We start from the raw sequence: 24893 nt of genomic DNA, 5'->3' as shown, positions 1-24893 counted from the left end.
TAGTCAGAAGGGGGGCGGACCGGCCGCGCCCGCCAACCTGTCGTTCAGTACAAGAGATCGATTAGGAAACGCTCGGGCTTCTTGCCAATCCACGCGGGAGCCCTACCGCGCCCCGACCAGGTCTAGCCCGTCTTGGGATTGCGGTACCTCGGGCGCAGCGCGGCCTTCGTCTTGGTCGGAACAGCGCGGGCAGCGGGCGCAACACTGGGCTTGTCCGCAATGTCCTCAATGCTGAGGTCGTACTCCTGCATCAACTGCTGAATTTCCTCCACGACCTTTGGCACTTCCGTGGCTCGCAACTGCTCAAGTTGCGCATTGACAGATGCCAGTTGAGCGAGCAGTGAGGATTGGGACGGGCTTTGAGTTGCGGTAGGCGCTTTTTGCTCCTGTCGCGGCTTCCGGGTTTGCGTCTTCTGAGTCGGCGCTTCCGGGGCAGCCTCCACTCCAGGCAGTGCTATCTGCTTCGGCCCGCGCTTCCGGGTTGGGGTCTCTTGAGTCGTGACTTCCGGAGCGGCAACTTGAGCTAGGATTTTCGGCTTCCGACCGCGCTTCGGGGTCCGCCTCTCTTCCGGCGCAGCTTCCGGAGCGGCGGTTTCGGTGAGCGCTTTCGGCTTCCGACCGCGCTTCGGGGCCCGCGTCTCTTCCGGCGCAGCTTCCGCAGCGGCAGTTTCGGTGAGCGCTTTCGGCTTCCGACCGCGCTTCGGGGCCTGCATCGCTTCAGGCGCAGCTTCCGGAGCTAAGGCGTAAAGCGGTGCTACCGGGGCGGCCGTTTCGGCCAGTTCGTCCTGGGCGGCAGCTTCCGTCGGTTCGTCCGTGGCCAGGACTTCAACTGGAGCTTCGGCCACGGCTTCAGTGGTCGCTTCCGAGGGCATGGCTTCAATGGGCGCTTCCGGCGCATCAGATTCAGTCAACGCTTCCGAGGCGGTGGCTTCCATCGATTCTTCCGGTGCCACGTCTTCCGTTGAAGCGTCCGGGGCTGTGTAAGGCCGCCGGCGCCGATATGACACGGTCGCCGTCGGGCCGCTATCCCGGCTTGTGGACCAGAAGTCCAAGCGTCGGGTCTGAGTGTCAACGCTGCCACTACCGACGCACGCATCACTGGCTTCACCAATGACGGGAGCCGCGTCGCTCATCGCCTCAGCGATGGGAAGCTCCATCTGACCAAGTCCGTCCGTCGCATTGCTCGCGACAACGGGTTCAACCACTTGCTCTGGGGCCAATTCGTTCTCCTTCATTGAAGTCACTGCACGTGCAGACGCTTCCTAATCCCATGGACGGTGAGACCTTGTCTCTTGCGTGTCGTTCGAACTTACCCATCGGCGTTTATGTGATGCAAGGTTGGGGGATTGCCCGTAGTCGTCCATCTGCGCCTGGATCCGGCGGATCGCGTCCGCCCGCTCAGTCTTTGCTGTCATCGCTGCCGTCACTGCTGGCGTTGCCATCGTCCTGATTGTCAGGCAGCGCCGCCGCCCCCTGCTCGCTGCCCGGCTCTTTCCCGTGGTCTTCCGGCGCGGTCGCCGGCGGACTGCCGGCCTTGCGCCGCCTTCCACCACTGCCACCGCCGTCGCGTTCGGGCGGCGCGACGCGCAAGGTGGCCAGCAGCTGGCGCGCGAGCGCCGCTTCCGCTTCGCCCCGCTCGGCCCGACGCTGTGCCGCCGCGAGTTCCGCCTGTACGGCCTCCAGGTCGCTCGCCGCCTTGCGCTGCGCCTGCTCGGTGGCCGCGAGCCGATCAGCCAGGGCCGCGGCCTGCGCTTCCAGCTTCGCGCGACCCTCCGCCTGCGCCACCGCGGCATCGCGCGCCTCGCTGCGTGCCGCCGCCAGTTCCGTACGCAACTCTTCGGCGGTGCGCTCGCTCTTCTGACGCGCGGTGCGCTCGTGGTCCAGTTCGCGCAAGCTGCGCCGCTCGCTGGCTTCGGCGCGTTCCTGCGCGAGCGTCACCGCCTCGCGCGCCCGTTCCAGCTCCGTCGAGAATTGGGTGCGCAGTTCCGCCAGCTGCCGGCCGGCGGCGTCCAGCTCCGCCCGCCCCGCTTCCAGCCGCGCCTGGGTCGCCGCGTGCGCCTGCCGCTCCGCGGCCAGCGTCGCCTGAACCTCCTCGATGGTTTGGCGCGCGGCGTCCAGTTGCGCGACGAGCGCCGCGGCTTCCTCGCGCGCAAGCGCGGTCTCGGCGTGCGCGGCATCGCGCTCGGCCTCGGCGACGCTGGCCGCATGGCGGGCCTCGGCGCGCAGCGTGGCCAGCTCGCCGGTGGCGGCCTCGTTGGCCGCCTGCCAGATGGTCTGCACCGCCCCGGCCGCAATGTCCTTCAATGCCTCCGGCAAGTCGGGATGGTCGATGGTGACGCGCGTGCGCCCGCGCAACTCCTGCCAGAACGCCTGCAGCACCTCGGCGGGCGTGCCCATGCTGCCCTTGCGCACCAGGCTGTAGAGCTTGTTGGCGGTGGGCGTGACGCCGTAGCGGAAGAACAGCAGGCCGCAGACCTCGCGGTAGAGCGCGCGGGTCTCGGGGAAGCGGCTGCGCAGCTCGGTGAGATCCGCTTGTAGCGCGGCGTCGGTCAGATCCAGGTCGGCAGCGGGCATGGGGAGAAAAAAGCAAAAAAGTGATGATAAATATTACACCGTAATACGTAGCAAAGCCAATTTTTAAAGGAATACTTTAGACATAACTGCGCTTATGTCTATAATGATGGCATCACCTGCCCCGGACGCTGACCCCACCTTGGAATCGCCCGCCCATCCGCCCTCCCCGCCGACGCCCGGCCCCCTCGCCGCCCTGCCCACGCCGCTGGAGCAGCTGCGGCTGCCGCCGGCGCTGTCCGGGCGCGACGGCAGCAACCGCGCACCGGCCACGGCCACCCGCATTGCCGCGACCGACGACCTGGCCGCCGTCACCGCCTGGCTGGCGCGCTATGCCGACAGCGCGGCGACGCTCTCCGCCTACCGCCGCGAGGTCGAGCGACTGATCCTGTGGGCCGTGCTGCAACTCGGCAAGCCACTGTCTTCACTGACGCACGAAGACCTGCTCGTTTATGAACGCTTCCTGGCCGACCCGCAGCCGGCCGCGCGCTGGGTCCTGGCCGGCAGCAAGAAGCTCGCGCGCAACCACCCCGACTGGCGTCCGTTTGCGGGGCCGCTGTCGCCCGCCAGCGTGCGCCACGCGATGGTGATCCTGAATGCGCTCTTCGCCTGGCTGACCGAGGCCGGCTACCTGGCCGGCAACCCGCTCGCGCTGGCCCGGCGCCGGCGTGCCCCCAGCCGGCCACGGATCACGCGCTACCTGAGTCACGAGCTGTGGGCGACCGTCAAGGAAACGGTCGAGGCGATGCCGGTGGACACCGAGCGCGAGCGCCTGCATGCCGCGCGCTGCCGCTGGGTGCTGACGGTGCTCTACCTGGGCGGGCTGCGGGCCGCCGAGGTGACGGGCACCCCCATGGGGGCGTTCTTCTGTCGGCGCGACGGCTCGGGCGTGGAGCGCTGGTGGCTGGAGGTCACCGGCAAGGGCAACAAGACCCGGCTGGTGCCGGCCTCCGACGAGCTGATCGCCGAACTGGCGCGCTACCGCCGCGCCCACGGCCTGGCGCCGACCCCGCAGCCTGGGGAAACGCGCCCGCTGCTGCTGCCCGTCATCGGCCGTGAGACGGGTCGCGACAAGGCCCTGTCGCGCGGGGCGCTGCACCTGATTTTGAAGGAGGTGTTCGGCATGGCGGCCGGGCGCCTGCGGTCGCGCGGGCCCGAATGGAAGGCGCAGGCCGATGTCCTGGCCAGCGCCTCGGCCCACTGGCTGCGCCACACCGCCGGCTCACACATGACCGACCAGCAGGTCGACCTGCGCTTTGTGCGGGACAATTTTGGCCATGCCTCGATCGCCACCACCAGCGGCTACCTGCACAGCGAAGAGGATGCGCGGCATCAGGCCACCCAAGAGCGGCACCGCATCGGTTGGACCAGCAAGTCCTAGGATGAGCCAGCATCGGCAAAACGCACAGGGCAAAGCTATCGATCGTCACGGCAAACCTCCATTGCTACTTTCCCTCCAGCCCAAGCGCCACCGCCGCGTTAATCAAGCCATGAACCCTTATTGCTACAGCGACAGTGAAATTGCCGCCGTCTATCGCGTCATCCGGGAGCGTCGCGACATGCGCCACTTTCGGCCGGACCCGCTCGATCCTGCATTGCTAGAACGCTTGTTGCACGCGGCGCATCTCGGCCCCAGCGTCGGCTTCATGCAACCCTGGCGCTTCATCCGCATCACTGACAGGAGCCTGAGAACGCAGGTCCAGGCTCTGGTCGATGCCGAACGCCAGCGCACCGCGTTCGCCCTGGGCGAACGCCAGGACGAGTTCATGCGACTCAAGGTGGAGGGCGTCCTGGACTGCGGGGAAGTCCTGGTGGCAGCGCTGATGGATGGACGTGAGCGGCATATCTTCGGTCGGCGCACCATGCCGGACATGGACCTCGCTTCGGTGGCCTGCGCCATCCAGAACCTCTGGCTTGCTGCGCGCGCGGAAGGAATCGGCGTGGGCTGGGTTTCCTTGTTCGACCCTGAACAGCTTGGCCGACTGCTGCGGCTGCCGCCCGGTGCCCGGCCAGTGGCTGTGCTGTGCCTCGGCCAGGTCGAAACCTTCTATGAGAAGCCGATGCTGGAACAGGAAGGCTGGGCCAGACGGCAATCCCTGGACGAGATGGTGTTCGAGAATGGCTGGACCAACCCCAGCCCCCCAATCGCCTGGGCTGATTATTGATCCGGCAATTGTGGTCTTAGGGATCTGGCCGGCCTGGAGACCGGGCACGTCCGACCGGAGGATGCAAAACGTGCGCAGCAACTGTAAGCGAGGCGTACGCCAACGGCGCGACCCAAACCGTCGAAGCCGTCGTCACCAAGCCGAATCGGGACGATACCCCTCAGCAAAGCGGAAGGCACATCCGCACGCCAAGCCAATGGCATTTCCGCACCGATCGAGGACCGTATCCGAGAATAACGCCCATCCTGATCGCGGCACTACTCGTCCCGCCAGGCATGCTGTTCCCTGGTCGCATCCTCGCCGATCTGGGCCGCTGCCTGTTCGAGCAAAGGCGCATGCGCCTTGGGAACGACCAGCATCGTCAAACCTAGTCCGTCCATCACACGCAGGGCGTGCTCGAGATTGACGCCCTTGCCGTTCTCCAGCTTGGACAGCATGCCGATGGAGATCCCGCAATGCCTCGCTGCCTGCTCAATGGGCATCCCTTCCCCTGCGCGGGTTGCTCGAATGCGGTCGCCCAACTGGTGAATGGTGTGAATTGTCGCCCGCGAAAAAGGAGTCAGATAGGGAGCGGTCGTGGCATGGAGGCCCAGTCAAGTCAGCACGGAGTCTGCTGGCCAGGTTATTTCATGATGGTGAAATTATCTATCCCTGACGGCTGTCATATTCCGAGGGAGACGGCTGCATGCTCTGCGACTCTCGTGACAGGCGTCATCTCTGTTCTGTGCGTTCTGCTGTTCCGGAAGGCGGGCTGGTTTGCGCGGCTCCTCCGACGGACTCCCTCGGCACGAGGACCAGTAGCAAGGCGGTCGGCCGCCAAGTCGTCGCTACTGGCCGTCAATGGCAGGTTGCTCGACTTTGCTAGCGGATGTTCAGTAGGCGATGCAGCAATGAAGGGTCCACCCCGAAGCGATCAAAAATTGCATCTTCAAGCCGAGCGCGATCCGGGAAGCCATAGAATCCGGCCCTCGCGGCTTGGCAGTCCCCTTCAGCCAGGTCGAACAGCGCGCGCATCAGGCGCTGCGTCGCCACCAGGTCGACGAAGCTTTCGCCTTCACTCATCAACGTTCGGGACAGTCGCCCGGGGTGATCGATGCGGAGCTCTCGCGAGGCCGTTGCGAGCCGCCACGGCTTTTGCGGTGACTGGAACACGGCGAGCGCCACGATGCATGCGATCGGCTTGTGTGGACGCTCTCTTGCATCAGACTGCACCGGCTGGCCGGGTAGCTGGCGGAACGCTACGCGGGCCCGCTCCGCCAGCACAAGGCGTGGCGATTCGAGCGGCCGGATCGAGTGCAACACACTGTCCTGGTTTGCCCGCATCTGACCCGGCACGTTTAGCTCACAATCGCCTTCGATGACCTCTGCAGCCACGGGGAACGGAAAGCGCAGTCCGCGCAGATGGACACGCGCGTACGCTGGCGATTGGAGGATGATCGAACGGAGAGCGGCCTCTGGCTGCACTGCGTACTTGGTCATCGGTGCCAAGGCGGCGTATCAAGCCTCGTCCATCAAGAGCGACATGCCGAGACCAGCACGGCGCCACAGCCACGGGCTCGGGCGGTAGCGCATGTCGCCGGTCAGCGCTTCCATATTGCGCAGGGTCTCCAGCACCAGCTGCGGGCAGACCGCGTCGCCGAGCGCCAACGGGCCCTTGGGGTAGCCCAGGCCCAGGTTGACGGCGAGGTCAATGTCGGCCGGCGTGGCGATGCGCTGCTGCGCGATATCGCTGGCGATATTGATGATGCAGCAGAGCACGCGCTGCGCGACAAAGCCGGCCGAGTCGCGGATCAGCGTGACCGGCACGCCGTCGCTGGCAAAGAGGCCGTGCGCGGCGTCACGCGCAGCGGCGCTGGTGGCCGGCGTGGTCATCAGCGTGCGGCGCTTGGTGGCCTCGAACGGCAGCAGCGTGTCGATGGCGACGGTGCGGGCCGGGTCCAGGCCCTGTTGCAGCGCGCTGGTGGTGGCGTCCAGGCCCAGCGGCGTGACGATGATCAGCGCGTCGGCCGACGGCTTGTTGCCGCCTTCCGGGGTCACGCCCAGCGCGCCCAGCAGCTTGGTCACCATCGCGTGGCCGCGCTCGCTCTCGTGGCTGACCCAGACGCTCGACAGGCAGGCGCTAGGCACCACGGCAGCGGCGGGCACCTGCTTCTGGCCATCGGCGTAGGAATAGAAACCGGCGCCAGCCTTGCGGCCGACCAGTCCGCCGACCGAGCGGATCGCCGTGATCGGCGAGGGACGGTAGCGCGGTTCCTGGTAGAACTGGTTGTAGATCGATTCCATCACCGGGTGCGACACGTCCAGCCCAGTCAGGTCCATCAGCTCGAACGGCCCCATGCGGAAACCGGCCTGCTCGCGCATGATGTTGTCGATGTCGGCAAACTCGGCCACGCCTTCCTGCGCCACCTTCAGGCCTTCGATATTCATGCCGCGGCCGGCATGATTGACGATAAAGCCCGGCATGTCCTTGCAGCGCACCGGCGTATGGCCCATGCGGCGCGACAGCGCCATCAGCGCGTCGCCCACCGCCGGGTTGCCCGACAGGCCGTCGATGACCTCGACCACCTTCATCAGCGGCACGGGGTTGAAGAAGTGGTAGCCGGCGATCCGGCCTGGGTGCTTGGCACCCACGGCGATCGCGGTGATCGACAGCGAAGACGTGTTCGAGGCAATGATGGCGTCTTCACGCAGCACGGCTTCGAGCCTTGCGATCAGGTCGCGCTTGACCTCCAGCTTCTCGACGATGGCTTCCAGCACCATGTCGCAGCCAGCCAGGTCTTCGACCGCGCCGCAGGGCTTGACGCGGGCCAGCGTGGCCTCGGCATCGGCTGCGCTGATCTTGCCCTTGTCGGCGAGCTTGGCCAGCGTGTCCTGCAGGTGCTGGCGGGCGGCGGCCACAGCTTGCGGGTTGGCGTCGTACAGGTTGACGGTCAGGCCAGCCTGGGCGGCAATCTGCGCGATGCCGCGGCCCATGGCGCCGGTGCCCACGATGCCCAAGACATGGATTCCGGAGTCGGGGGTGGAAGATGCGTTCATTGGTGTTTTTGAGGAAGGCGTTGCGGCAACGATTCGAGGGGGACGTCGAAGGCATTCAGGTGAGGCCGGCTCGCAGAAGGCGACGGGGGACGGCCGCCCACGCCAACGCGGCGCGGCTATCCGGCCAAAAATCGCATTTACATTGTGCGCAGCAGGGATCCGTACCCTTCGATGGCCTCCTTCTCGCCAATCATCCGCAACGCGGCCCAAATGCTGACCTGCGTGGTGGAGATGACCGGCTTGCCCAGCTCCTGCTCCAATTCCGCGAGTACGTCCATCGTCTTCCAGTTGGTGCAGGCCAGAACGATAGCCTGAGCCTCCGGCCTGTCGATTTCGCGTGCCAGGTCTCGCGCGCTGCTGGCCTCCAGACGTCCGACGACCAGGTTGTCGACAAGGCCGAGACCTTTGGCATGGACAACTTCGAAGCCGCTTGCCTCCAAAAAGCCTTTGGCAATGCCGTTTACGCGATCGTCATAGGCAGCACCCAGTGCGACCCGGGCTATGCCCATATGGTGCAAGGCGTCCACCAACGCCGTGGAGGTCGTGGTGGCTGGCTTTCCCGAAGCCTCTTCGATGCGCCGGGTGACCTCGCGGTCATAGCCCAATCCTTTGAGAAAACTTGGAGCCGTTGCGCCAAGCACCAAAACGTCGACATCCGCGCTGCTCAGGTTGCGAGCCTGGGTTTCAATATCACGCACGACGTTCTCAATGGAGTCCGTCGCGATCTGCGTCAGGTACAGCCTCGCCACATGCAGGGTGACATGCGGCGGCAGCGCGCGATAGAACTCCGGTTCGACGGTGGTGTTGGACGACGGTACGAACAGACCGATTCGGCTCATTTCAGATACTCACTGGAGTGGATGAAACAGTAGTGGTTGCTGGCGAGGATGCTGCATTGCGCCCCGCAATTCGGCCCGACACGAAAGCCCAGCCGAGATGGTGTCCATGACCTTCGAGCAGTAGCCCGCCCTGCCCGGCCGATCCGGCGGCGTACAGCCCCGGGATAGGTGCGTCGTTGCCGTCCAGCACTTCCAGCCGCTCGCTCACGAGCAGGCCCCCGTCGGTGAACACCACGTAGCTCTTGATGGGACCCAGCGCGTAGTAGGGCCCTGTATTTAATGCTGGCCGGCCACCTCTCTCCGGCGAGGCGTTGTAGTTCTTGACAGCATCACGCAGCGCAGTTGCAGGCACCCCCATACTGTCGGCCAGGCCTTCCAGGGTGCTGGCGCGGTGGAATATGTCCGGCCGGTTGCGCTCGTAGTCCTTCAAATACGCGTAGGCCACGCCCGGAGCGGTCGAGACAAAGAATGGCCACTGCTTGAACTTGCTGGCCATCGCCTCGTCCATGACGATCCATGCGACCTTGTTGGGCTGGCGCGCGACATCGGCTGCGGGCGCTCCCAGTTCATCGGTGAAGCGACGTCCCTGCTGGTTGATCAGAATGCCGCCCTGGCGCAGCAGATCCGGCGAAGGACCCAGCGCGGTGGTCAGGAAACTCATCAGGAAGGGCCGTAGCACCTTCTGGGGAAGATGCTTCATGGCCCAGGCGATGGGCCGGGCGATAGCGCTGGCCGGAGGCAGCCGCTGCACGAGATTGCGTCGGGTAGGCGGGATAAATCGCATGATTGGCCCGCGGACGATGTCGCCGTTGATGATGCGGGCGCCGATTGCCAGCGCCATGCGATGGCCGTCGCCGGTCGCCGTCGGGTTGACCGGCTCGACCGGAACGACCGCCTCTGACGCCAGACTGCGCTTGAGATCCTCCGCACCGCTGTAGTCACCAGAGGCCAGGACAACGCCATGCCGGGCGACGATTCGACGCTTGCGACCGTCAGGCCCTTCGGCCTGGACACCGATCACACGGCCGTCCTCGACAATGAAGCCACTTGTACGGGTGTTCACCAGGATATCCACCCCCATGGCCTTGCAGTGCCGGGTCAGGTGGTAAGCAAAGGATTTGGAATTGGGCACCACGTTGTGCATACGTGCCACACGATGCGGAGGTTCCTCCTGAGGCCCGACAAACACCACGCCCAAGTTGATCAGCCACTGCAGCATGTCGCTGCTGTGGTCGACCAGAATCCGCCGCAATTTCAGGTTGTCGCGCGGAGCCAGTGCGCCAGCGTGCAGCGCCAGGTCCTCGAAGTGCGCGTCGGCACTGTCCTGGATGCCCGCGCTGCGTTGATGCGGCGTGTTGGTTGCCGTGACGGAGCCGACAGACCAGGACGTGGAGCCGCCGGGCTGTGGGTTCTTCTCCAGTATCACCACATTACGCCCGATCTTCGCGGCTTCGTAGGCGGCGGCCAGACCGGCCCCTCCTGCTCCGATGACCAGTACGTCAGTGACCATTTTCGTTGTCATTTTCAAATCCCTTGCCCGATCGATGCGGTGTTCGTGGCCGCGTACATCAGACGGTAGGTGCCTGTGACGGCATCACCGAGGCCGACCTCGGCAGCGTTCTTGTCCTCCAGCAACTGATGACAGGCCGCATCTGCCCGGTCTTCCTCCGTGGCCTCCAGCAACAGGACCCAGTCGACCGGCGCGTCGTCGGCGCCGGACTTCCGATGCAGGTCCTGGCGCGCCCGAAGTTCCTGTGATGCGGTAAGCAAGTGCACGCCTGTCACACCTGTCATGCTGGCCAAGCGCGGCATCACGCTTTCGACGAGCAGCTTGCGTGCACAGGCGCGATCATGTGCGTCCTGTGGTGCGCAGAAGCGCGCGGATACAAGCACGCCGCCGTCGCCAGGACCGATGCTGTGGGTCAGCAGCAGCGAGGCCCGCGCGACATTGCGGAACGCCGCACGCATCCGTTGGTCCTGTGCATCCACATTGCGCTGCAGCGACAGGTAATGATCAGACAGCAGGTCCTCAACGCTGGCGATCTCGTAAAGGGCCAAGGTTTGGGGATTTGTGTCTGGCGTGGCCGCAGTGAAGCGCCGCGCCCTTAGCCACCCCGGCACACCCATGCGCTCGGCAATGTGCTTCTCGATATACCACCTGTCACATTCGTCGCGATCCTGTGGCGCGATGTCGGTCCAGATAGTCAGCATGACAGGTGTTTTCAACATGTTTCTCTTCCCTTCGGGTGGAGTGCTACGGTCCGTTGCAGGCGTTCGCCTGCATCGCAACCACACGAGAATCTGCCGGAGCTCCCGCTCATTGGCATTGGCGTTTCGCCTGTGCTGTGTACTGTGGTGTCGAGGGCTGGTAGACAGCGACGTCACGACGCCCTCCAAGGACTGGGCGCTGTCACAGGCAACCACGGCTATGCCGCGGCATGGCGTCGCCTGGTCCAGGCCAACGGCGTCCAGCCACAGGAATCGAAGCCCTTGCAGGACTCCCCGGTGTTGCTCCTGGTCCGTCACTACCAACACCGCGGCCTGCTTGACCAACGGGGCCTGCTGCAATCCGTCAAACAGCGTTCGACGATAGAAGCGCTTGTCGATCAGTGGAAGCCAGCCGCCCATGCCTCTGACCTGTTGGTAATAGCGGTCTTCAAAGACAGCGGCCGACGCAACCGTGTACATCGCCAACGATGGCGGCCAATCAGGATGGTTGGTCTCGAAGCGCTGCGCCGAGTGGATCCCGGGAACCGTGACCATGATGCGCAGATGCTCCTCGTACCAGCGGTCCCATTCGGCCTTGCGGCCGAGGTCTGTCAGCCCGCTCTGACTCATGAAGATCATGGCTTTGGCACCCTCAGTCGATCTGCAGGCCGATGCGCTTGACGATTGGGCCCCATTTCGCAAGCTCTTGCTGAATGTGCTTGCCAAACTGGCCGGGCTCTCCGCCCACCGGTTCGTAGCCTCGTTCCAGCATTGCCTGGCGAACTTCAGGCATAGCCAAGACGCGATTGAAGGCCTGGTTCAGGCGGATGATGATTTCCGCGGGCGTGCCTGCGGGCGCAAGCACGCCGTTCCACGAGGTGACGTCGTAGCCAGGAAGGCCGGCCTCCGCAATGGTCGGCACGTCAGGGAGACTGGTGGCTCGCTTTCGGCTTGATACGGCAAGCGCGTGCACTCTCCCCTGCTTGATCAGCGGTATCACCGTTCCCGGCTCACCGAAAATCATGTTCACCTCACCCGCCAGAAGCGCGGTGGATGCCGGCCCGCCGCCTTTGTATGGCACATGGAGCAGCTGGATGTCAGCCATGCGCGCGAACATCTCACCGGCCAGGTGATTGATCGACCCGTTGCCGCTGGACGCGTAGTTGATGGAGCCCGGCCGGGCTTTGGCAATGGCAACCAACTCCTTCACATTTTTTGCTGACACGGTGGAGTTGACCACCAACACCTGCGGTACCGACGTGAGCAGGATGACCGGCACAAAGTCGCTTTCCTTGAATGACATCTTCTTATAGAGATGCGGATTCACGGCGTGCGTGCCGGAGTACGCAAAGACGATGGTGTATCCATCCGGCGCGGACTGTGCGGCAACCTGGGCGCCGATATTGCCTGCAGCACCGGCACGGTTGTCGACGATGACGGGCTGTCCCAGAACCTCGCCCAACTTGGTGCTCATCAGTCGTGCCACGATATCGGCGCCGCCGCCAGCCGGCCATGGAACGATCCACCGGATAGGCTTCTGGGGGTAGCCCTGGGCCTGTAGTGCCGGGCTGAGCGCCAGCAAGGCCAGGCTTGCTGCGAAAACCTGAAAAATCTTACGCACCGTCGTCTCCTTAGTTCGGGCGCGCATGCAGCCCGTTTCCTTGTGCAAATTCTTTCGAGTACAGGCAGGCGGATAACGGAACTGCCTGGCGCAACGCGAGAGCCACCTGGGTGGCGACTTGACGATAGTTTGCGCTGGTCCCCTGAAGGCGGCAATTTGAGATTAGCAAAGCGGTGCTTTTAGCTATCCAAAGCAAAGCGTAAGCCGCACATACGCCAGATGCCCAGATCCCCTACACACGGCTGCACGCGCTCCCGGTAGCAAGGCCTCAAACCGAGCCTTGTTTTTGGTCGGCTAAAAGCACTGCTTAACCAATGTCAAATTGCCGCGATCCGCCGGAGCGGACACACTTCGAACACCCGCTCCGGCCCATTCATGGCATGCACGATCCGGTGATCGTCGCCCGCCAGCCGCTGGGCACTTGATACCTTGCCTTGCAGTATGGAGGCCCCCTTGCATTGCTCCAATCCGAAATGGACACACTCAAGACACTTCCATTCCAAGCCCCAAGTGCCGGCCTCTCGTGCCTGCAGGGCATCCGCGTGCTGGATTTCACAACCTCGGTGGCTGGCCCGTACGGCACGTTGCTGCTAGCCGACCTGGGCGCGGATGTGATCAAGGTAGAGAAGCGCCACGGCGGCGATGACACGCGCAGCTGGGGTCCGCCGTTCCTCGATGGCGAGTCGCTTTGGTTCCTGAGCATGAATCGAAACAAGCGCAGCATGACCATCGACCTGACGCGGCCGGAGGGTCGGCGCGTGGCGCACGATCTGGTGCGCAGCGTCGACGTGGTGGTAATGAACACTTCTCAGCGCGTACAGGACAAGCTCGGCCTCGACTACACCACACTGAGCGGCCTCAACCCACGGCTGATCCATGTGTCGGTGACGGGCTTCGGCTTGCAGGGAGATCGAGCAGAACTGCCGTGCTATGACCTGATTGCCGAAGGCTACTCTGGTGTGATGCATCTGACCGGCGAGGCGGATCGCCCTGCGCAGAAGGTAGGGACTCCCGCTGCCGATCTGCTCGCTGGGCAAGATATCGCCATGGCTACGCTGGCCGCCCTGTTCGAACGCGCCCGCACCGGCGCTGGCAAACAGATCGACATTTCCATGGTGGCAACCATGGCCCGCTTCATGTCACCGCGGATTGTGCCTTACCTCGGCTCGGGAGAGCCGCCCAACCGCTCAGGGGGAACCGATTCGGTCATCGCCATCTATCAGGTGTTCGATACCGCGGACTACCCGATTACGCTCGGGCTTGGCAACGATGCGATCTGGCAGCGCTTCTGGGCCGCGGTGGGCCGCCCGGACTACGGCCAGCAACCGCAATTCGCGACCAATGCCGAACGGCGCACAGCGCGCCACGCCATCGTTCAGGTCATCACCGAACTGCTGGCCACGCAGCCGCGCCAGCACTGGTTGTCGCTGTTTGCACAGCATCGGATTCCGTCCGGTCCGATCAACAGCATCGATCAGCTGGCCAACGACAACCCGCTGCGCGAGGACGGCATGTTCTTCGCCGCCCAGGGCTCGGCAGGCCTGGTTCCCCAGGTAGGCCTGGGGATTCGCTTCGACGGCGCCAGCGCGGTCTTCCGTACGCCGCCGCCGGCGCTGGGGCAAGACACCGAACACATTCTCAGGGAAGAACTATCCATGTCCGCGACTTGCGTCGCGGGCCTCATCGACTCAGAAATCGTCTAACCAGGAGACAAAAATGCCCTATTCCGAAATCCTATATAAGGAAGACGGTCCGGTCGGCACCATCACGCTGAATCGCCCCCAGGACGGCAACATGTTCACCGAGACCATGTGCCATGAGATCCGTGATTGCATCAATGAGATCCGGCGCGAGACGCGGACTCGTGTCATCGTGATCACAGGTGCGGGCGACAAGTTCTTCTGCACCGGCGGTCGCAAGGGCGGCATGCAGGACACGACGCTCTATGCCGGCGTGCTGCCGACGCTGGAGATGTATGAAAGCATCGATCGGCTGCAAAAGCCGGTGATTGCCTCGGTGAACGGCTTCGCCGTGGGCGGGGGCAACGTGCTGCAGGTGGTTTGCGACCTGACCATCGCCAAGGAATCCGCGGTCTTCCGCCAGGTCGGCCCGATGGTGGGCAGCTTCGATGCCGGCTATGGCACCTGGTACCTGGAAGACCTGGTCGGAAAGAAGCGCGCAAAGGACATCTGGTACTGCAATCCCAAGATCACCGCGCGCGAGGCGCTGGGAATTGGCTTGATCAACCGCGTGGTCCCCGACGACCAGTTGGCGGCTGCCACGCGGGAATATGCCCTCGAAGTTGCCGAACGCGGTGCCTTCGCACTGGCCTCGCTGAAAAGCGCCTTCAACGCCCGCCACGGCGGCGTCAGCGGCCTATCCCGCATGGCGCATGACCTGCTGCTGCGTGGCTATCTGGATTCCAGCGAACATGACGAACTCGCTGCTTCCTTTGCCGAGCGCCGCAAGCCGGACCCATCGAAGTTCGGCCATTGATGCCCCCGGTGATCATCATGCAAAACATCCTGACACTGCATAATCCGCAGCATGCGCGAGACTACTACCTGTCCGGGATCTGGCAGCAGGAAACTCTCTACACGCTTGCCCGCCGCCACGCGCGCGAGCGGCCCACTGCCTACGCGCTGCGCGACGACGATGTCCGCCTCACCTGGCGAGAGGTTGTCGACTGGGCCGACAGCGTCGCCGAGGCCCTCCACTGCCAGGGGTTGAAATCCGGTGACCGCGTGGGAATCTGGCTGCCCAATGTCGTGCAGGCCAGCATCGTGTTCCTCGCATGCTCCCGCAATGGCTACGTTTGTTGCCCGTCGCTGCACCAGAACTACACGGTCGACGAGATCTGCACACTGCTTAACCGCATCCAATGTCGCGCCTTGTTTGCCATGGCGGGCTACGGCGCGGACGCAAGCCAGAGTTCGGTCTTCTCGCGCGTGAACGACATCCCCACGCTACGCGCGATCTACGCCCTCTCCAATGCAAAGAAGGAGGACGATGCCACTGCGGCAGGTGCGCTGTCATTTCCAGGCCGTCAGGCACCGCTAGCGGGCGCGCACGCCGATCTGAACCCCGACAAGATCGTGTACCTGGCCTTTACGTCCGGTACCACGGGGCAGCCCAAAGGCGTCATGCACAGCGACAACACGCTGCTGGCCAACGGACGGGCGCTAGTCGACGACTGGCGACAGACCGCCGACACCACGTTGCTGACCCTCAGCCCGATGAGCCACCACATCGGAACCGTCGCGCTTGAGCAGGTACTGGTATCCGGCGCAGAGCTGGTCATGACCAATCTCCGCGCCGGGAAGCAGGCGCTGGACCGGATTCTTGAAACCGGTGCCACATACGTGATGGGCGTTCCGACCCACGCCATGGACATCCTGCAGGCCATGCGAGATGGCAACGTATCGTCGCTGGGCGAGGTTAGCACCTTCTACATGGCAGGCGCTGCCATTCCGCAGGAAGTCGCGCAGAGATTCTTGAGCCTGGGCGTCACGCCGCAGAACGTCTACGGCATGACAGAGAACGGCTCGCACAACTACACCATCCCGTCCGATAGCGCCGATACGATCGTGTCGACATGCGGCCGTGCCTGTCGCGGTTATGAGGTACGGCTGTGGAACCGGGACAACCCCGACGTCGAAGCCGAGATTGGCGAAGTCGGCGAGATCGGCGGACGCGGCGGGCTGCTGATGCTCGGCTACTTCGGCAACCAGGTGGCCACTGAGACATCATTCAACCGTCACGGTTGGTTCATGAGTGGCGATCTTGGCATGATAGACGAGAACGGTTGCATCGTGATTGTCGGCCGCAAGAAGGACCTGATCATCCGTGGGGGGCACAACATCCATCCGGCGCGGATCGAGGAACTGGCCATGCGGCATCCGGTCGTGGAGCGTGCCGCGGCGTATGCGGTGCAGGACGAGCGCCTCGGCGAAAAGGTCTGCCTTTCGGTGGTGCTTCGCGCCGGACTGGAACTGGACCCGGATGACATGCTGGCCCATCTGGCCGAATGTGGCTTGTCAAAATACGACATGCCGGAATTCTTCCTCAGCCTGGATCAGTTCCCCCTGACGCCCAGCGGCAAGATTCTCAAGCGCGATCTGGTCGAGATGACCATGCGAGGCGAGCTGAAGCCAGCGGCTGTTCGTTACCGCACGCGCGCCACTGCAGGAGCCTGACCATGTCGATTGAAATCAAGTTTGACGGCCCCTACGCCATCCTCACCCTTAATCGGCCTGACGCGCGTAACGCCTTGCAGTTCACTATGATCGAGGCCCTGTCGTACACCCTCGATCAGATACGCGCCTCGGATGCGCGCGTGCTGATCGTGACCGGTGCCGGGCCAAAGGCTTTTTGCGCGGGAGCCGACATCAAGGAATTGATGAACCGCAGCCTAATGGAGCAGCGACTCGGTGCCCAGTTCGGTCAGCGGACTTTTGACAAGCTGGCCAGATTGCCCATCCCATCGGTGGCGGTCCTGCATGGATACGCCTTTGGTGGAGGGCTTGAGCTTGCCATGGCATGCAGCTTCCGCATCGCCACCATCAATGCGCGAATGGGGCTGCCGGAAGTCAAGCTCGGTCTCATCCCGGGCTATGGCGGCACGCAGCGCCTGCCGCGCCTCATTGGCGAAGCCCGGGCACTGGAAATGGTGATGTCAGGCCGCACGGTCGATGCGATCGAAGCAGAACGCTGGGGCCTTGTAAACCGCGTGGTAGCCGATGGCGACCCTGCTGAACTGGGCAAGGCATTCATGGCCGATTTCGTCGGGTACAGCCGTTGCGCGTCCCAGTTTGCCCGCGAAGCGGTCTTACGTGGGGCGGAAACCACACTTGACCAGGGGCTCGAGATCGAAGCCGACCTCTCCACCCTTGCCTATCAGACGGCCGATTCGGTCGAAGGCATGCGCGCATTCATTGAGAAGCGTTCACCGGAGTTCAAGGATGCCTGAGCTCAAAGAAGGCACTGTCATTGTCACTGGGGGCAGCCGCGGTATCGGCGCCTCGATCTCCATCGAACTGGCGCGTTCCGGCCTGCACGTCGCCTGTCTTTCGCGTTCCGGCGAGTTGCCTGATGCCAACGGACTGGATGCAGACTGCCAGCAGCGGCTCGCCGCCCTGCGTTGCGACATCACTGAGCGCGCGTCGATCGAGGCTGCAGTTGCGGCCGTGCCCGGGCTGTTCGGCAAGCCGGTGATCGGTCTTGTCAACAACGCGGGCGTTCACCTGCAGGGTCCGTCGGCAACCTTTCCCATTGCGGACTTTGAAAGAGTGATGCAAACCAACGCTTCGTCGGTGCTGCTCGCCAGCCAGGTGGCCTATCCCTATCTGCGGGAAGCGGGAGCCGCACTGATCGTCAACATCGGGTCGTTCTACGACAAGCTCGGCGTGCGTGGCAATGCGGCGTATTGCGCGTCAAAGGCCGCGGTCGGCGCGATTTCGCGCTGCCTGGCCGTGGAGTGGGCGCGTGATGGCATCCAGGTGATCAACGTCGCGCCGGGCTATATCGAAACAGACCTCAATCGTGACGAACTTAACGAGGGCGCGCTGCACGCGTTCCTGAAGAAGCGGATCCCCGTTGGCGGCCCCGGACAATCCCGCGATATCGGCCATCTCGCCGCCAAGCTGTTCCAACTTCCTGGCCGCTTCCTGACAGGCGAAACGCTCTACGTCGACGGTGGCCAGGGCATGGCCCTGTAGCCGGGGCGAGATCGGAGAATGACCATGAACATGCTGGAACGGTTGGACGCGCGCCTGCCGCTGTCTTCCGAGGAAACGATGCTGCTCGACAGCGTCAAGGAACTCTGCAACAGCCAGATCGCGCCGCGTGCGGCCGAGCATGACCGCTCGGCCGCGTTTCCCTGGGAGAACGTCAAGGCCATCAACGAAGTTGGCCTGAATACGATGTTTATCCCGGAAAGCTACGGCGGAGCGCAACTCTCCTTCCTCAGTTACCTGGCTTGTGTACGCGAGATCTCGAAAGCCTGTGCGTCCACCGGCATTATCTGGGCGACAAACTTCCACGCGATCAAACCACTGATCGAATTCGGCAGCGAGGCGCAGAAGCAGCGCCTGCTGCCGCGCATCGCGGACGGCGGACTGGCGTCGCTGGCCATCACCGAGCCATCTGCCGGATCGGACGCCACCGGCATGCGCACCACCTTTACACCCGATGGCGATGACATCGTCATCAACGGTGGAAAGACCTTCATTACCAATGGCGACGTGGCGGACCTGTACTTGGTGTTCGGGAAATGGTCAGGCATCAGCGACCCGAAAGCGGCAATCTCTGTACTGATCCTCGAAAAAGGCACGGAAGGCCTACGTGTCCTCGGCACCGAGCACAAGATGGGAACGCGGGCATCAAGCACAGCAAGCCTGGCGTTCGACAATTGCCGGGTGCCGCGCGCCAACCTGATCGGCAATCCCGGTGACGGCCTGCAGATCCTGTTCGGATCGCTGAACCGTTCACGCCCAAGCGTCGCGGCACACGCGCTTGGGATCGCACGGGCCGCCTTCGATGATGCCGTGGACTACATCAACGAGCGGCGCCAGTCGGGCAAGCGGATCCTGGAGTTCCAGGGCATCCAGTTCATGCTCGCCGACATGGCGACGGAACTCGCGCTTTGCGAATCGTGGCTGTGGCGGGTAGGCGAGATGGTAGACGCCGGCGATCGGGACTTCGGCATCGAAGCCTCGATGCTGAAGCAACGTGCCACGGATGCCGCCATGCGCATCACCACCGATGCGGTGCAGTTGTTTGGCGGCTACGGCTACTGCAATGACTGCCGCGTCGAACGGCTGATGCGCGACGCAAAGATCACCCAGATTTGGGAGGGAACCAACCAGGTCCATCGTCAGTTGATCGGGCGCAGCTTCCTCAAGAAATAGGAGATAGATGTGACAATCATTCAAACCGTCGGCGTCGCGGGCGCCGGCACCATGGGCGCGGGTATTGCGATCGTTGCGGCGCGCGCGGGCTTCCGGACCATCGTGTTCGACACGCGGCAGCAAGCGCTGGACCGCGCCCGCGGCCAGACCGAGGCGTTCCTGAGGAAATCCGAAGAACGCGGAAAGCTGCCGGCAGGCGCCGCGGCCGCGGCGATGGAGCGCTGGCAAGGCACCACCGAGCTGGCCGGCCTCGCCAGCTGCAACATCGTCATCGAAGCCATCTTCGAGGATCTTTCGGTCAAGCACCAGTTGTTCCACCAACTCAATGAGGTCTGCCCAGAGGGCACGATCTTCGCGTCGAACACCTCGACGATCTCGATCACCGAGATCGCCGGCGGCTCGGGACGGCCGGACCGTTTTGTCGGCATGCACTTCTGCCTTCCGGCGCAATTGATGAAGCTGATCGAGATGTCGCCGGGACTAGCCACATCGGACGACACGTTCCGGCAGGCGTGGGCATTCGCGGAGGCGATGGGCCAGAAGCCGGTCACCACGCAGGACACCCCGGGCTTCATCCTCAACTACTTCCTGATCCCGTTCAACAACGATGCCATCAGATTGGTCGAGCAAGGCGTGGCCGAGCCAGCCGATATTGACCTGGCCATCAAGAGCGCGCTCGGCTATCCGATGGGCCCGCTCGAGTTGCTCGACCTGGTCGGGATGGACACGCAGAAGCTGCTGTGCGAAGCCCTCCATGGCGTGACCCATGAGCCGCGCGCGGCCTGCCCGCCGCTGGTGCGTCGCATGATCGCCGCAAACCGCCTCGGCAAGAAGACAGGCGTGGGATTCCACACCTATGGCGACACCAAGATGTTTGGAGCCTGATATGCGCTATGAAATCGTTCAAGCCGGCAGCAGCCGGTCTTTTCCCTCGCCCCACCCGTTCCTCGAATCGGCATCGCAGGACGCCGAAGGCGTCATTTATCTTGGGGCCAATGCAGGTAAGGCCTACACAGACGGTGTCCGACATGAGTACCGTACATTCGTTGCCATCGAACTGGGCACGGAATGCCTCGGCATTTACACCGGCGAAAGCCGTGGCCTTGAGGGCTCCAACGTGGTCGGATTTGCCCGCTTCCGGCTCGGCGACGCCGATCCAAGTCCGTTGATCGAACTGGTGAAGCAACCGGGCACCCTTCCCGCCGCCGTGGCGGCAGCCAAGGCTGCCTTCCAGGCGGCCGGGCTGGTCGTTGCGGTCTGCAATGACTTCCCGGGCCGAATCGTCGACCGGCTCATCCGTCCCTACTTCAACGCGGCCCTGCGGCGCCTGGATGAAAAGCTCGCGCACGCGGACGATCTGGACAAGACCCTGTGCCTGGGTCTTGGCTATCCCGAAGGACCGATTTCGCTGCTGGAGCGCACCGGTCTCGCCCACCACTTCCGGGTCACGCAGGCGCTCTACGAGGCGCTGGGACAGGAACCCTACGCGCCGGCTCGGCGCGCGCGCGTGGCCGCCCTCCGATCCGAGCACGCATCCAGGGGCAAGCCATGACACAACCGCTAGCCGGCGTGAAGGTGCTGGATTTCAGCACGCTATTGCCCGGACCACTGTGCTCGTTGCTGCTTGCGGAAGCCGGTGCCGAGGTCATCAAGCTCGAACGTCCCGATCGTGGCGACGAGATGCGCTCCTATGCGCCGAAAGTGGATGACGACAGCGCGAACTTCGTGCTGCTCAATCGTGGCAAGCAGTCCGTCGCAATCGACCTGAAGTCGCCTGAAGCCTTGGCGCAACTCACGCCGCTGATTGGTGAGGCCGATGTGCTGATCGAACAGTTCCGTCCCGGCGTGATGGCTCGTCTCGGACTCGGCTATGCCGCGCTCGCCGAAATCAACCCGCGTCTGATCTACTGCTCGATTACCGGCTTCGGCCAGCGCGGCCCGCGCGCATCGGAAGCCGCGCATGACCTCAACTACGTGGCCGCGGCCGGCATGCTGTCGCTGACCGCGGGCAACGATGGTGCGCCGGTCTTGCCGCCCGCCCTGATTGCGGACATCGCCGGGGGCACCTATCCGGCAATGATCAACATCCTCCTCGCCCTGCGTCAGCGCGACCAGACCGGCAAGGGTGTCCACCTGGACGTGGCCATGGCGGACAACCTCTTTACCTTCCAATACTGGGGACTTGGCAACGGCGCGCTCGGATCCTGGCCCGGAACGGCATCGGAACTGGTCACGGGCGGTACGCCGCGCTACCAGATCTACCGCACCGCCGATGGGGCCTTCCTGGCAGCGGCGCCGCTGGAAGACAAGTTCTGGGGCAACTTCGTGGCGCTGGTTGGGCTCGATGCCGGCGCGCTGGCGGCGTTGCCACCGGCGCAAGCGGTCGACACGGTTGCCGCCGCCATTGCGAAACATCCTGTGGCCTACTGGGAAGACCGCTTTGCCGGGCAGGACGTCTGCACGAGCCGGGTGGTGAGCCTGCAGGAGGCCCGTCATGACCCTCACTTCCAGGAGCGAGGTTTGTTCGATCGCACCGTCACCACGGTGGCCGGCGCGACCATGCCGGCACTGCCGGTCCCCGTGGACGCCGCCTTCCGCGGCACGGAGCGCGTAGCGCCTGCGCCGGCGCTTGGTGCGCACAATCAACGTTTTGATCGCTGAGGTCCATCGATTATGAAAGCTATTGTCATAGAGGAATTTACGGCTCCTGAATCCGTCACCGTCGGCGATTTGCCCGATCCCCGGCTCGGCAAAAGCGATGTACTGATTGGCGTGCGTGCAGCCGCCGTCAACTATCCCGATGTCCTGGTCGTGCAGGGAAAATATCAGATCCTTCCGCAACGGCCGTTCGCGCCGGGAAAGGATGCCGCCGGCGTGGTGTTGGCGGTCGGCGCTGACGTGACCGGGTTCCGGCCCGGCGACCGCGTGGTAGCGCAGCTGGAGTACGGTGGCTACGCCGAGCTCGTCAGCGTCGATGCCGCATCGTGCTTCCGCATCCCGGATGCCATGTCGTTCGAGGACGCAGCCGCGATGGGCCTGGTGTACCAGACCGCTTACTTCGCGCTGATGGAACGCGGTGGGTTCCGCCAAGGCGAGACAGTCCTCGTCACCGGTGCCGCCGGCGGCGTCGGCTCGGCGGCGATCCAGATCGTAAAGGGCCTGGGCGGTATCGCGCTGGCCGGAGTCAGCGGCGCCGAGCATGTGGACACCGCAAGACAACTGGGCGCGGATGCGGTGATCGACCTCGCTGCCCCGGACTTGCGCGAATCGCTGCGCGACCAGGTACGCATCGCCACGGCCGGACACGGTGTGGATGTCCTGCTCGATACCCTAGGCGGCGACGTGTTCGATGCCGCGCTGCGCGCGATGGCATGGTGCGGCCGGGCCGTGGTCATTGGCTTCGCGGCAGGACGGATTCCCGAGGTCAAGGTCAACTATCTTCTCGTCAAGAACATCGCTGTCAGCGGGCTGCAATGGAGCGATTACCGCGAGCGCCAACCCGAGAAGGTGCTGGCTGTGCAACAAGAAATCTTCCGGCTGTATGAGCAAGGCGCGCTGAAGCCGAAGATCGCCGGCACCTTGCCGCTGGCGCACGCCGGTCAGGCGTTGGCTAAGCTCGCTTCCGGCCAGGTATCCGGCAAATATGTCTTGACGCTGGACTAAACCTGGTGGTCTCGGCAATGCGGCCGTGGGGATCTCCCACGGCCGCATCGCATTTGGTGGCTGGAATGGCGAACCAAAGCCAGTATTAACGGGCGGCGAGCCGCCCTACGTTCCGAGGCAAGGGGATTTTTTGTGGCGCGGTGAGAGTGCTACAGCACCGGGTGTCCCCGGCGTCAGGCTCGGCGCCCTCCTTGGCCCTGGCTTGCCGTTCTTGCCAGAATCCAGGAAGGCGCCACGGCCGGCAGGGCCAGCGTCTTAGCGGTGTGAAGCAAGGATCAGGTCAGAAGCCTTCTCGGCGATCATGATGGTGGGCGCATTTGTGCCCCCGCCGACAATCGTGGGCATGATGGATGCGTCCACGACGCGAAGATTCTGCACACCGAACACCCTCAGTTCGGCATCGACGACGGCCATCCTGTCGTCCGTGCTTCCCATCTTGCATGTCCCCACCGGATGGTGAACGCTGATCGCGGCCGCTCCGATATGCGCATCGATTTCGGCATCGCTATAGCCCGACGGCGCGATTTCGCGGTCGACGATCTTCGCCAGCGATTTCTGGCGTCCGACATCGCGAGCCATCCTGACGCCGGCTCTGAGGGCCTTGCGGTCCCGATCCGTGGCAAGGAAGTTCTGCGCAATGATTGGCGCAACATCCGGGCTTGCCGAGGCGAGGCGCACCTGCCCGCGGCTTTCCGGTCGAAGCACGGCGGCCCGGATCATGAAGCCATCGGTATAGCTGCGCACGAACGGCGGAAAGTATGGCCCGGCGTTGCTCGGCGCGGCGGCTGTCAGGAGTTCGATATCAGGCAGAGTTTCGTCGGGCGAACTCTTGATGTGAGCCAGGCCGCCGGAAGGAAGGTCAGTGGCGATGCCCTCGCCACGAAAATAGGCCTTGCCCAACTCGCGCACGATGCGATCGGCGCGCATCGCGCGATGCAGTGGGCTGCGCTCTTTGCGCGCAAAGGAGACGCCGACCGATATATGGTCGTGAAGGTTCTTGCCCACGCCGGGTAGTTCAACAACGGTCTTGATGCCAAACGCCTTGAGCTCGGAGGGATCACCGATGCCGGACAAGTTCAGGAGCTGCGGCGAGTTGATCGCACCCGCAGCGACGATGACCTCCTTGTCGGCATATGCGATCTGTGATCGCCCTCCCTGAATATACTCAACCCCTACCGCCTTTGTGCCCTCCATCACGATGCGTGTGGTATGGGCTTTTGTCTGGAGCTTGACATTGTCTCGCTTGAGCGCCGGCTTCAGAAAGGCGACGGCCGCACTGCAACGGCGACCGTCACGGATGGTCGATTGCCATGCCGCGAACCCTTCCGGTTCGGCGCCATTGAAGTCCTTCGTAAAGGCGTAGCCCGCCTCGACGCCGGCGGCGACAAAATTCTCTGATATCGGATCATCAAAGCGGGAATAGCGGGTGGTCAGCGGACCGGTACCTCCGCGATAAGCGTCCGCCCCGCCCTCCCACGACTCCGTGCGGCGGAAATAGGGAAGCACGCGGTCATAGGCCCATGCCTCCAGTCCTGGTGTCTTTGCCCAATTGTCATAGTCGCCCGGATGCCCGCGCATGTAGGTCATGCCATTCACCGTCGAGCAGCCCCCCACGACCTTGCCTCTCGCGCAATCGAGCCGCCGGTTGGCGATCGTGGCGTCCGGCTCGGAAAAATACATCCAGTCGCTCATGCGGTTAAAAAATACATGTGGCCACGCAAGCGGGATATGCAGGAACGGATGTGTATCCCAGCCGCCCGCCTCCAGCACAAGGATGCGGACATTGGGATTCTCCGAAAGCCGGTACGCGAGCGTGCAACCGGCAGAGCCGGCGCCGACGATCACATAATCGTAGTTATCTCGTTTCAATTTTGTCTCCTAT

The 24893-nt window shown here is 63.9% G+C and carries 21 protein-coding genes and 1 pseudogene; 12 read left to right on the top strand and 10 right to left on the bottom strand.

The window, feature by feature from the left end; genetic code table 11:
• Positions 1–44 precede the first annotated feature (44 nt).
• A pseudogene (locus tag AC10V3_RS09565) lies at positions 45–1235 on the bottom strand (H-NS histone family protein).
• 163 nt (positions 1236–1398) lie between these two features.
• Positions 1399–2574, bottom strand: a complete 1176-nt coding sequence (locus AC10V3_RS09560) for a DNA-binding protein (RefSeq protein ID WP_490923562.1) — start codon at positions 2572–2574, stop codon at positions 1399–1401.
• A 106-nt stretch (positions 2575–2680) separates the two neighbouring features.
• On the opposite strand from AC10V3_RS09560, the gene AC10V3_RS09555 reads away from it, so the two are divergent.
• Both AC10V3_RS09555 and bluB read left to right on the top strand, forming a co-directional pair.
• On the top strand, positions 2681–3952 hold the full coding sequence (locus AC10V3_RS09555) for a tyrosine-type recombinase/integrase (RefSeq protein WP_454751936.1): 1272 nt from the start codon (positions 2681–2683) through the stop codon (positions 3950–3952).
• A 109-nt stretch (positions 3953–4061) separates the two neighbouring features.
• A complete protein-coding gene (gene bluB / locus AC10V3_RS09550; RefSeq protein WP_041681037.1) occupies positions 4062–4736 on the top strand; it encodes a 5,6-dimethylbenzimidazole synthase in 675 nt (224 codons plus the stop codon).
• A 257-nt stretch (positions 4737–4993) separates the two neighbouring features.
• Here the strand turns inward: bluB and AC10V3_RS09545 are convergent, their stop codons facing one another.
• From AC10V3_RS09545 to AC10V3_RS09515, 7 genes are all read right to left on the bottom strand, one after another.
• Entirely contained in the window at positions 4994–5218 is a 225-nt protein-coding gene (locus AC10V3_RS09545; RefSeq protein ID WP_022534993.1) for a helix-turn-helix domain-containing protein, read from the bottom strand.
• A gap of 379 nt (positions 5219–5597) precedes the next feature.
• Positions 5598–6224 carry a hypothetical protein gene (locus tag AC10V3_RS09540; RefSeq protein ID WP_454751935.1) on the bottom strand — a complete coding sequence of 209 codons (627 nt, stop codon included), beginning with the start codon at positions 6222–6224 and terminating at the stop codon, positions 5598–5600.
• Between the two features lie 9 nt (positions 6225–6233).
• Positions 6234–7772 carry a 3-hydroxyacyl-CoA dehydrogenase gene (locus AC10V3_RS09535; protein ID WP_490923560.1) on the bottom strand — a complete coding sequence of 513 codons (1539 nt, stop codon included), beginning with the start codon at positions 7770–7772 and terminating at the stop codon, positions 6234–6236.
• Positions 7773–7909: 137 nt separating this feature from the next.
• On the bottom strand, positions 7910–8611 hold the full coding sequence (locus tag AC10V3_RS09530) for a maleate cis-trans isomerase family protein (protein WP_022534990.1): 702 nt from the start codon (positions 8609–8611) through the stop codon (positions 7910–7912).
• Between the two features lies 1 nt (position 8612).
• A complete protein-coding gene (locus AC10V3_RS09525) occupies positions 8613–10133 on the bottom strand; it encodes an FAD-dependent oxidoreductase (RefSeq protein ID WP_022534989.1) in 1521 nt (506 codons plus the stop codon).
• A 2-nt stretch (positions 10134–10135) separates the two neighbouring features.
• The gene (locus AC10V3_RS09520; protein WP_454751933.1) at positions 10136–11458 is read right to left on the bottom strand and encodes a hypothetical protein; all 1323 of its coding nucleotides are present in this window, start codon (positions 11456–11458) and stop codon (positions 10136–10138) included.
• A gap of 13 nt (positions 11459–11471) precedes the next feature.
• Complete coding sequence (locus AC10V3_RS09515; protein ID WP_022534986.1) at positions 11472–12440, bottom strand: Bug family tripartite tricarboxylate transporter substrate binding protein; 969 nt, start codon at positions 12438–12440, stop codon at positions 11472–11474.
• Between the two features lie 473 nt (positions 12441–12913).
• Between AC10V3_RS09515 and AC10V3_RS09510 the strand changes: the two genes are divergently transcribed.
• From AC10V3_RS09510 to AC10V3_RS09465, 10 genes are read left to right on the top strand one after another with little or no spacing between them, the layout of a single operon-like run.
• Positions 12914–14143: a CaiB/BaiF CoA transferase family protein gene (locus AC10V3_RS09510; RefSeq protein WP_022534985.1), complete on the top strand. Its 1230-nt coding sequence runs from the start codon at positions 12914–12916 to the stop codon at positions 14141–14143.
• Between the two features lie 13 nt (positions 14144–14156).
• Positions 14157–14936 (top strand): enoyl-CoA hydratase-related protein, encoded by a 780-nt coding sequence (locus AC10V3_RS09505; RefSeq protein ID WP_454751931.1) that lies wholly within the window; start codon positions 14157–14159, stop codon positions 14934–14936.
• A 17-nt stretch (positions 14937–14953) separates the two neighbouring features.
• Positions 14954–16636 carry a class I adenylate-forming enzyme family protein gene (locus AC10V3_RS09500; RefSeq protein ID WP_490923558.1) on the top strand — a complete coding sequence of 561 codons (1683 nt, stop codon included), beginning with the start codon at positions 14954–14956 and terminating at the stop codon, positions 16634–16636.
• A gap of 2 nt (positions 16637–16638) precedes the next feature.
• Positions 16639–17409 (top strand): enoyl-CoA hydratase/isomerase family protein, encoded by a 771-nt coding sequence (locus tag AC10V3_RS09495; protein ID WP_454751928.1) that lies wholly within the window; start codon positions 16639–16641, stop codon positions 17407–17409.
• On the top strand, positions 17402–18157 hold the full coding sequence (locus AC10V3_RS09490; protein ID WP_454751927.1) for an SDR family NAD(P)-dependent oxidoreductase: 756 nt from the start codon (positions 17402–17404) through the stop codon (positions 18155–18157). The genes AC10V3_RS09495 and AC10V3_RS09490 overlap by 8 nt, the downstream gene beginning before the upstream one ends.
• A gap of 24 nt (positions 18158–18181) precedes the next feature.
• The gene (locus AC10V3_RS09485) at positions 18182–19348 is read left to right on the top strand and encodes an acyl-CoA dehydrogenase family protein (RefSeq protein ID WP_454751926.1); all 1167 of its coding nucleotides are present in this window, start codon (positions 18182–18184) and stop codon (positions 19346–19348) included.
• A gap of 9 nt (positions 19349–19357) precedes the next feature.
• The gene (locus AC10V3_RS09480) at positions 19358–20233 is read left to right on the top strand and encodes a 3-hydroxyacyl-CoA dehydrogenase family protein (RefSeq protein WP_022534979.1); all 876 of its coding nucleotides are present in this window, start codon (positions 19358–19360) and stop codon (positions 20231–20233) included.
• Position 20234: 1 nt separating this feature from the next.
• The gene (locus tag AC10V3_RS09475) at positions 20235–20900 is read left to right on the top strand and encodes a 3-hydroxyacyl-CoA dehydrogenase family protein (RefSeq protein ID WP_022534978.1); all 666 of its coding nucleotides are present in this window, start codon (positions 20235–20237) and stop codon (positions 20898–20900) included.
• On the top strand, positions 20897–22009 hold the full coding sequence (locus AC10V3_RS09470) for a CaiB/BaiF CoA transferase family protein (protein WP_022534977.1): 1113 nt from the start codon (positions 20897–20899) through the stop codon (positions 22007–22009). The genes AC10V3_RS09475 and AC10V3_RS09470 overlap by 4 nt, the downstream gene beginning before the upstream one ends.
• Before the next feature lie 12 nt (positions 22010–22021).
• Complete coding sequence (locus AC10V3_RS09465; protein ID WP_022534976.1) at positions 22022–23011, top strand: NADPH:quinone oxidoreductase family protein; 990 nt, start codon at positions 22022–22024, stop codon at positions 23009–23011.
• 255 nt (positions 23012–23266) lie between these two features.
• Here AC10V3_RS09465 and AC10V3_RS09460 read toward each other — a convergent pair whose 3' ends face one another.
• On the bottom strand, positions 23267–24880 hold the full coding sequence (locus AC10V3_RS09460) for a GMC family oxidoreductase (RefSeq protein WP_022534975.1): 1614 nt from the start codon (positions 24878–24880) through the stop codon (positions 23267–23269).
• Positions 24881–24893 lie beyond the last annotated feature (13 nt).

This window comes from Cupriavidus sp. PB-02 (genome assembly GCF_058252315.1).
This window is presented reverse-complemented; position numbering and strand designations above follow the sequence as displayed.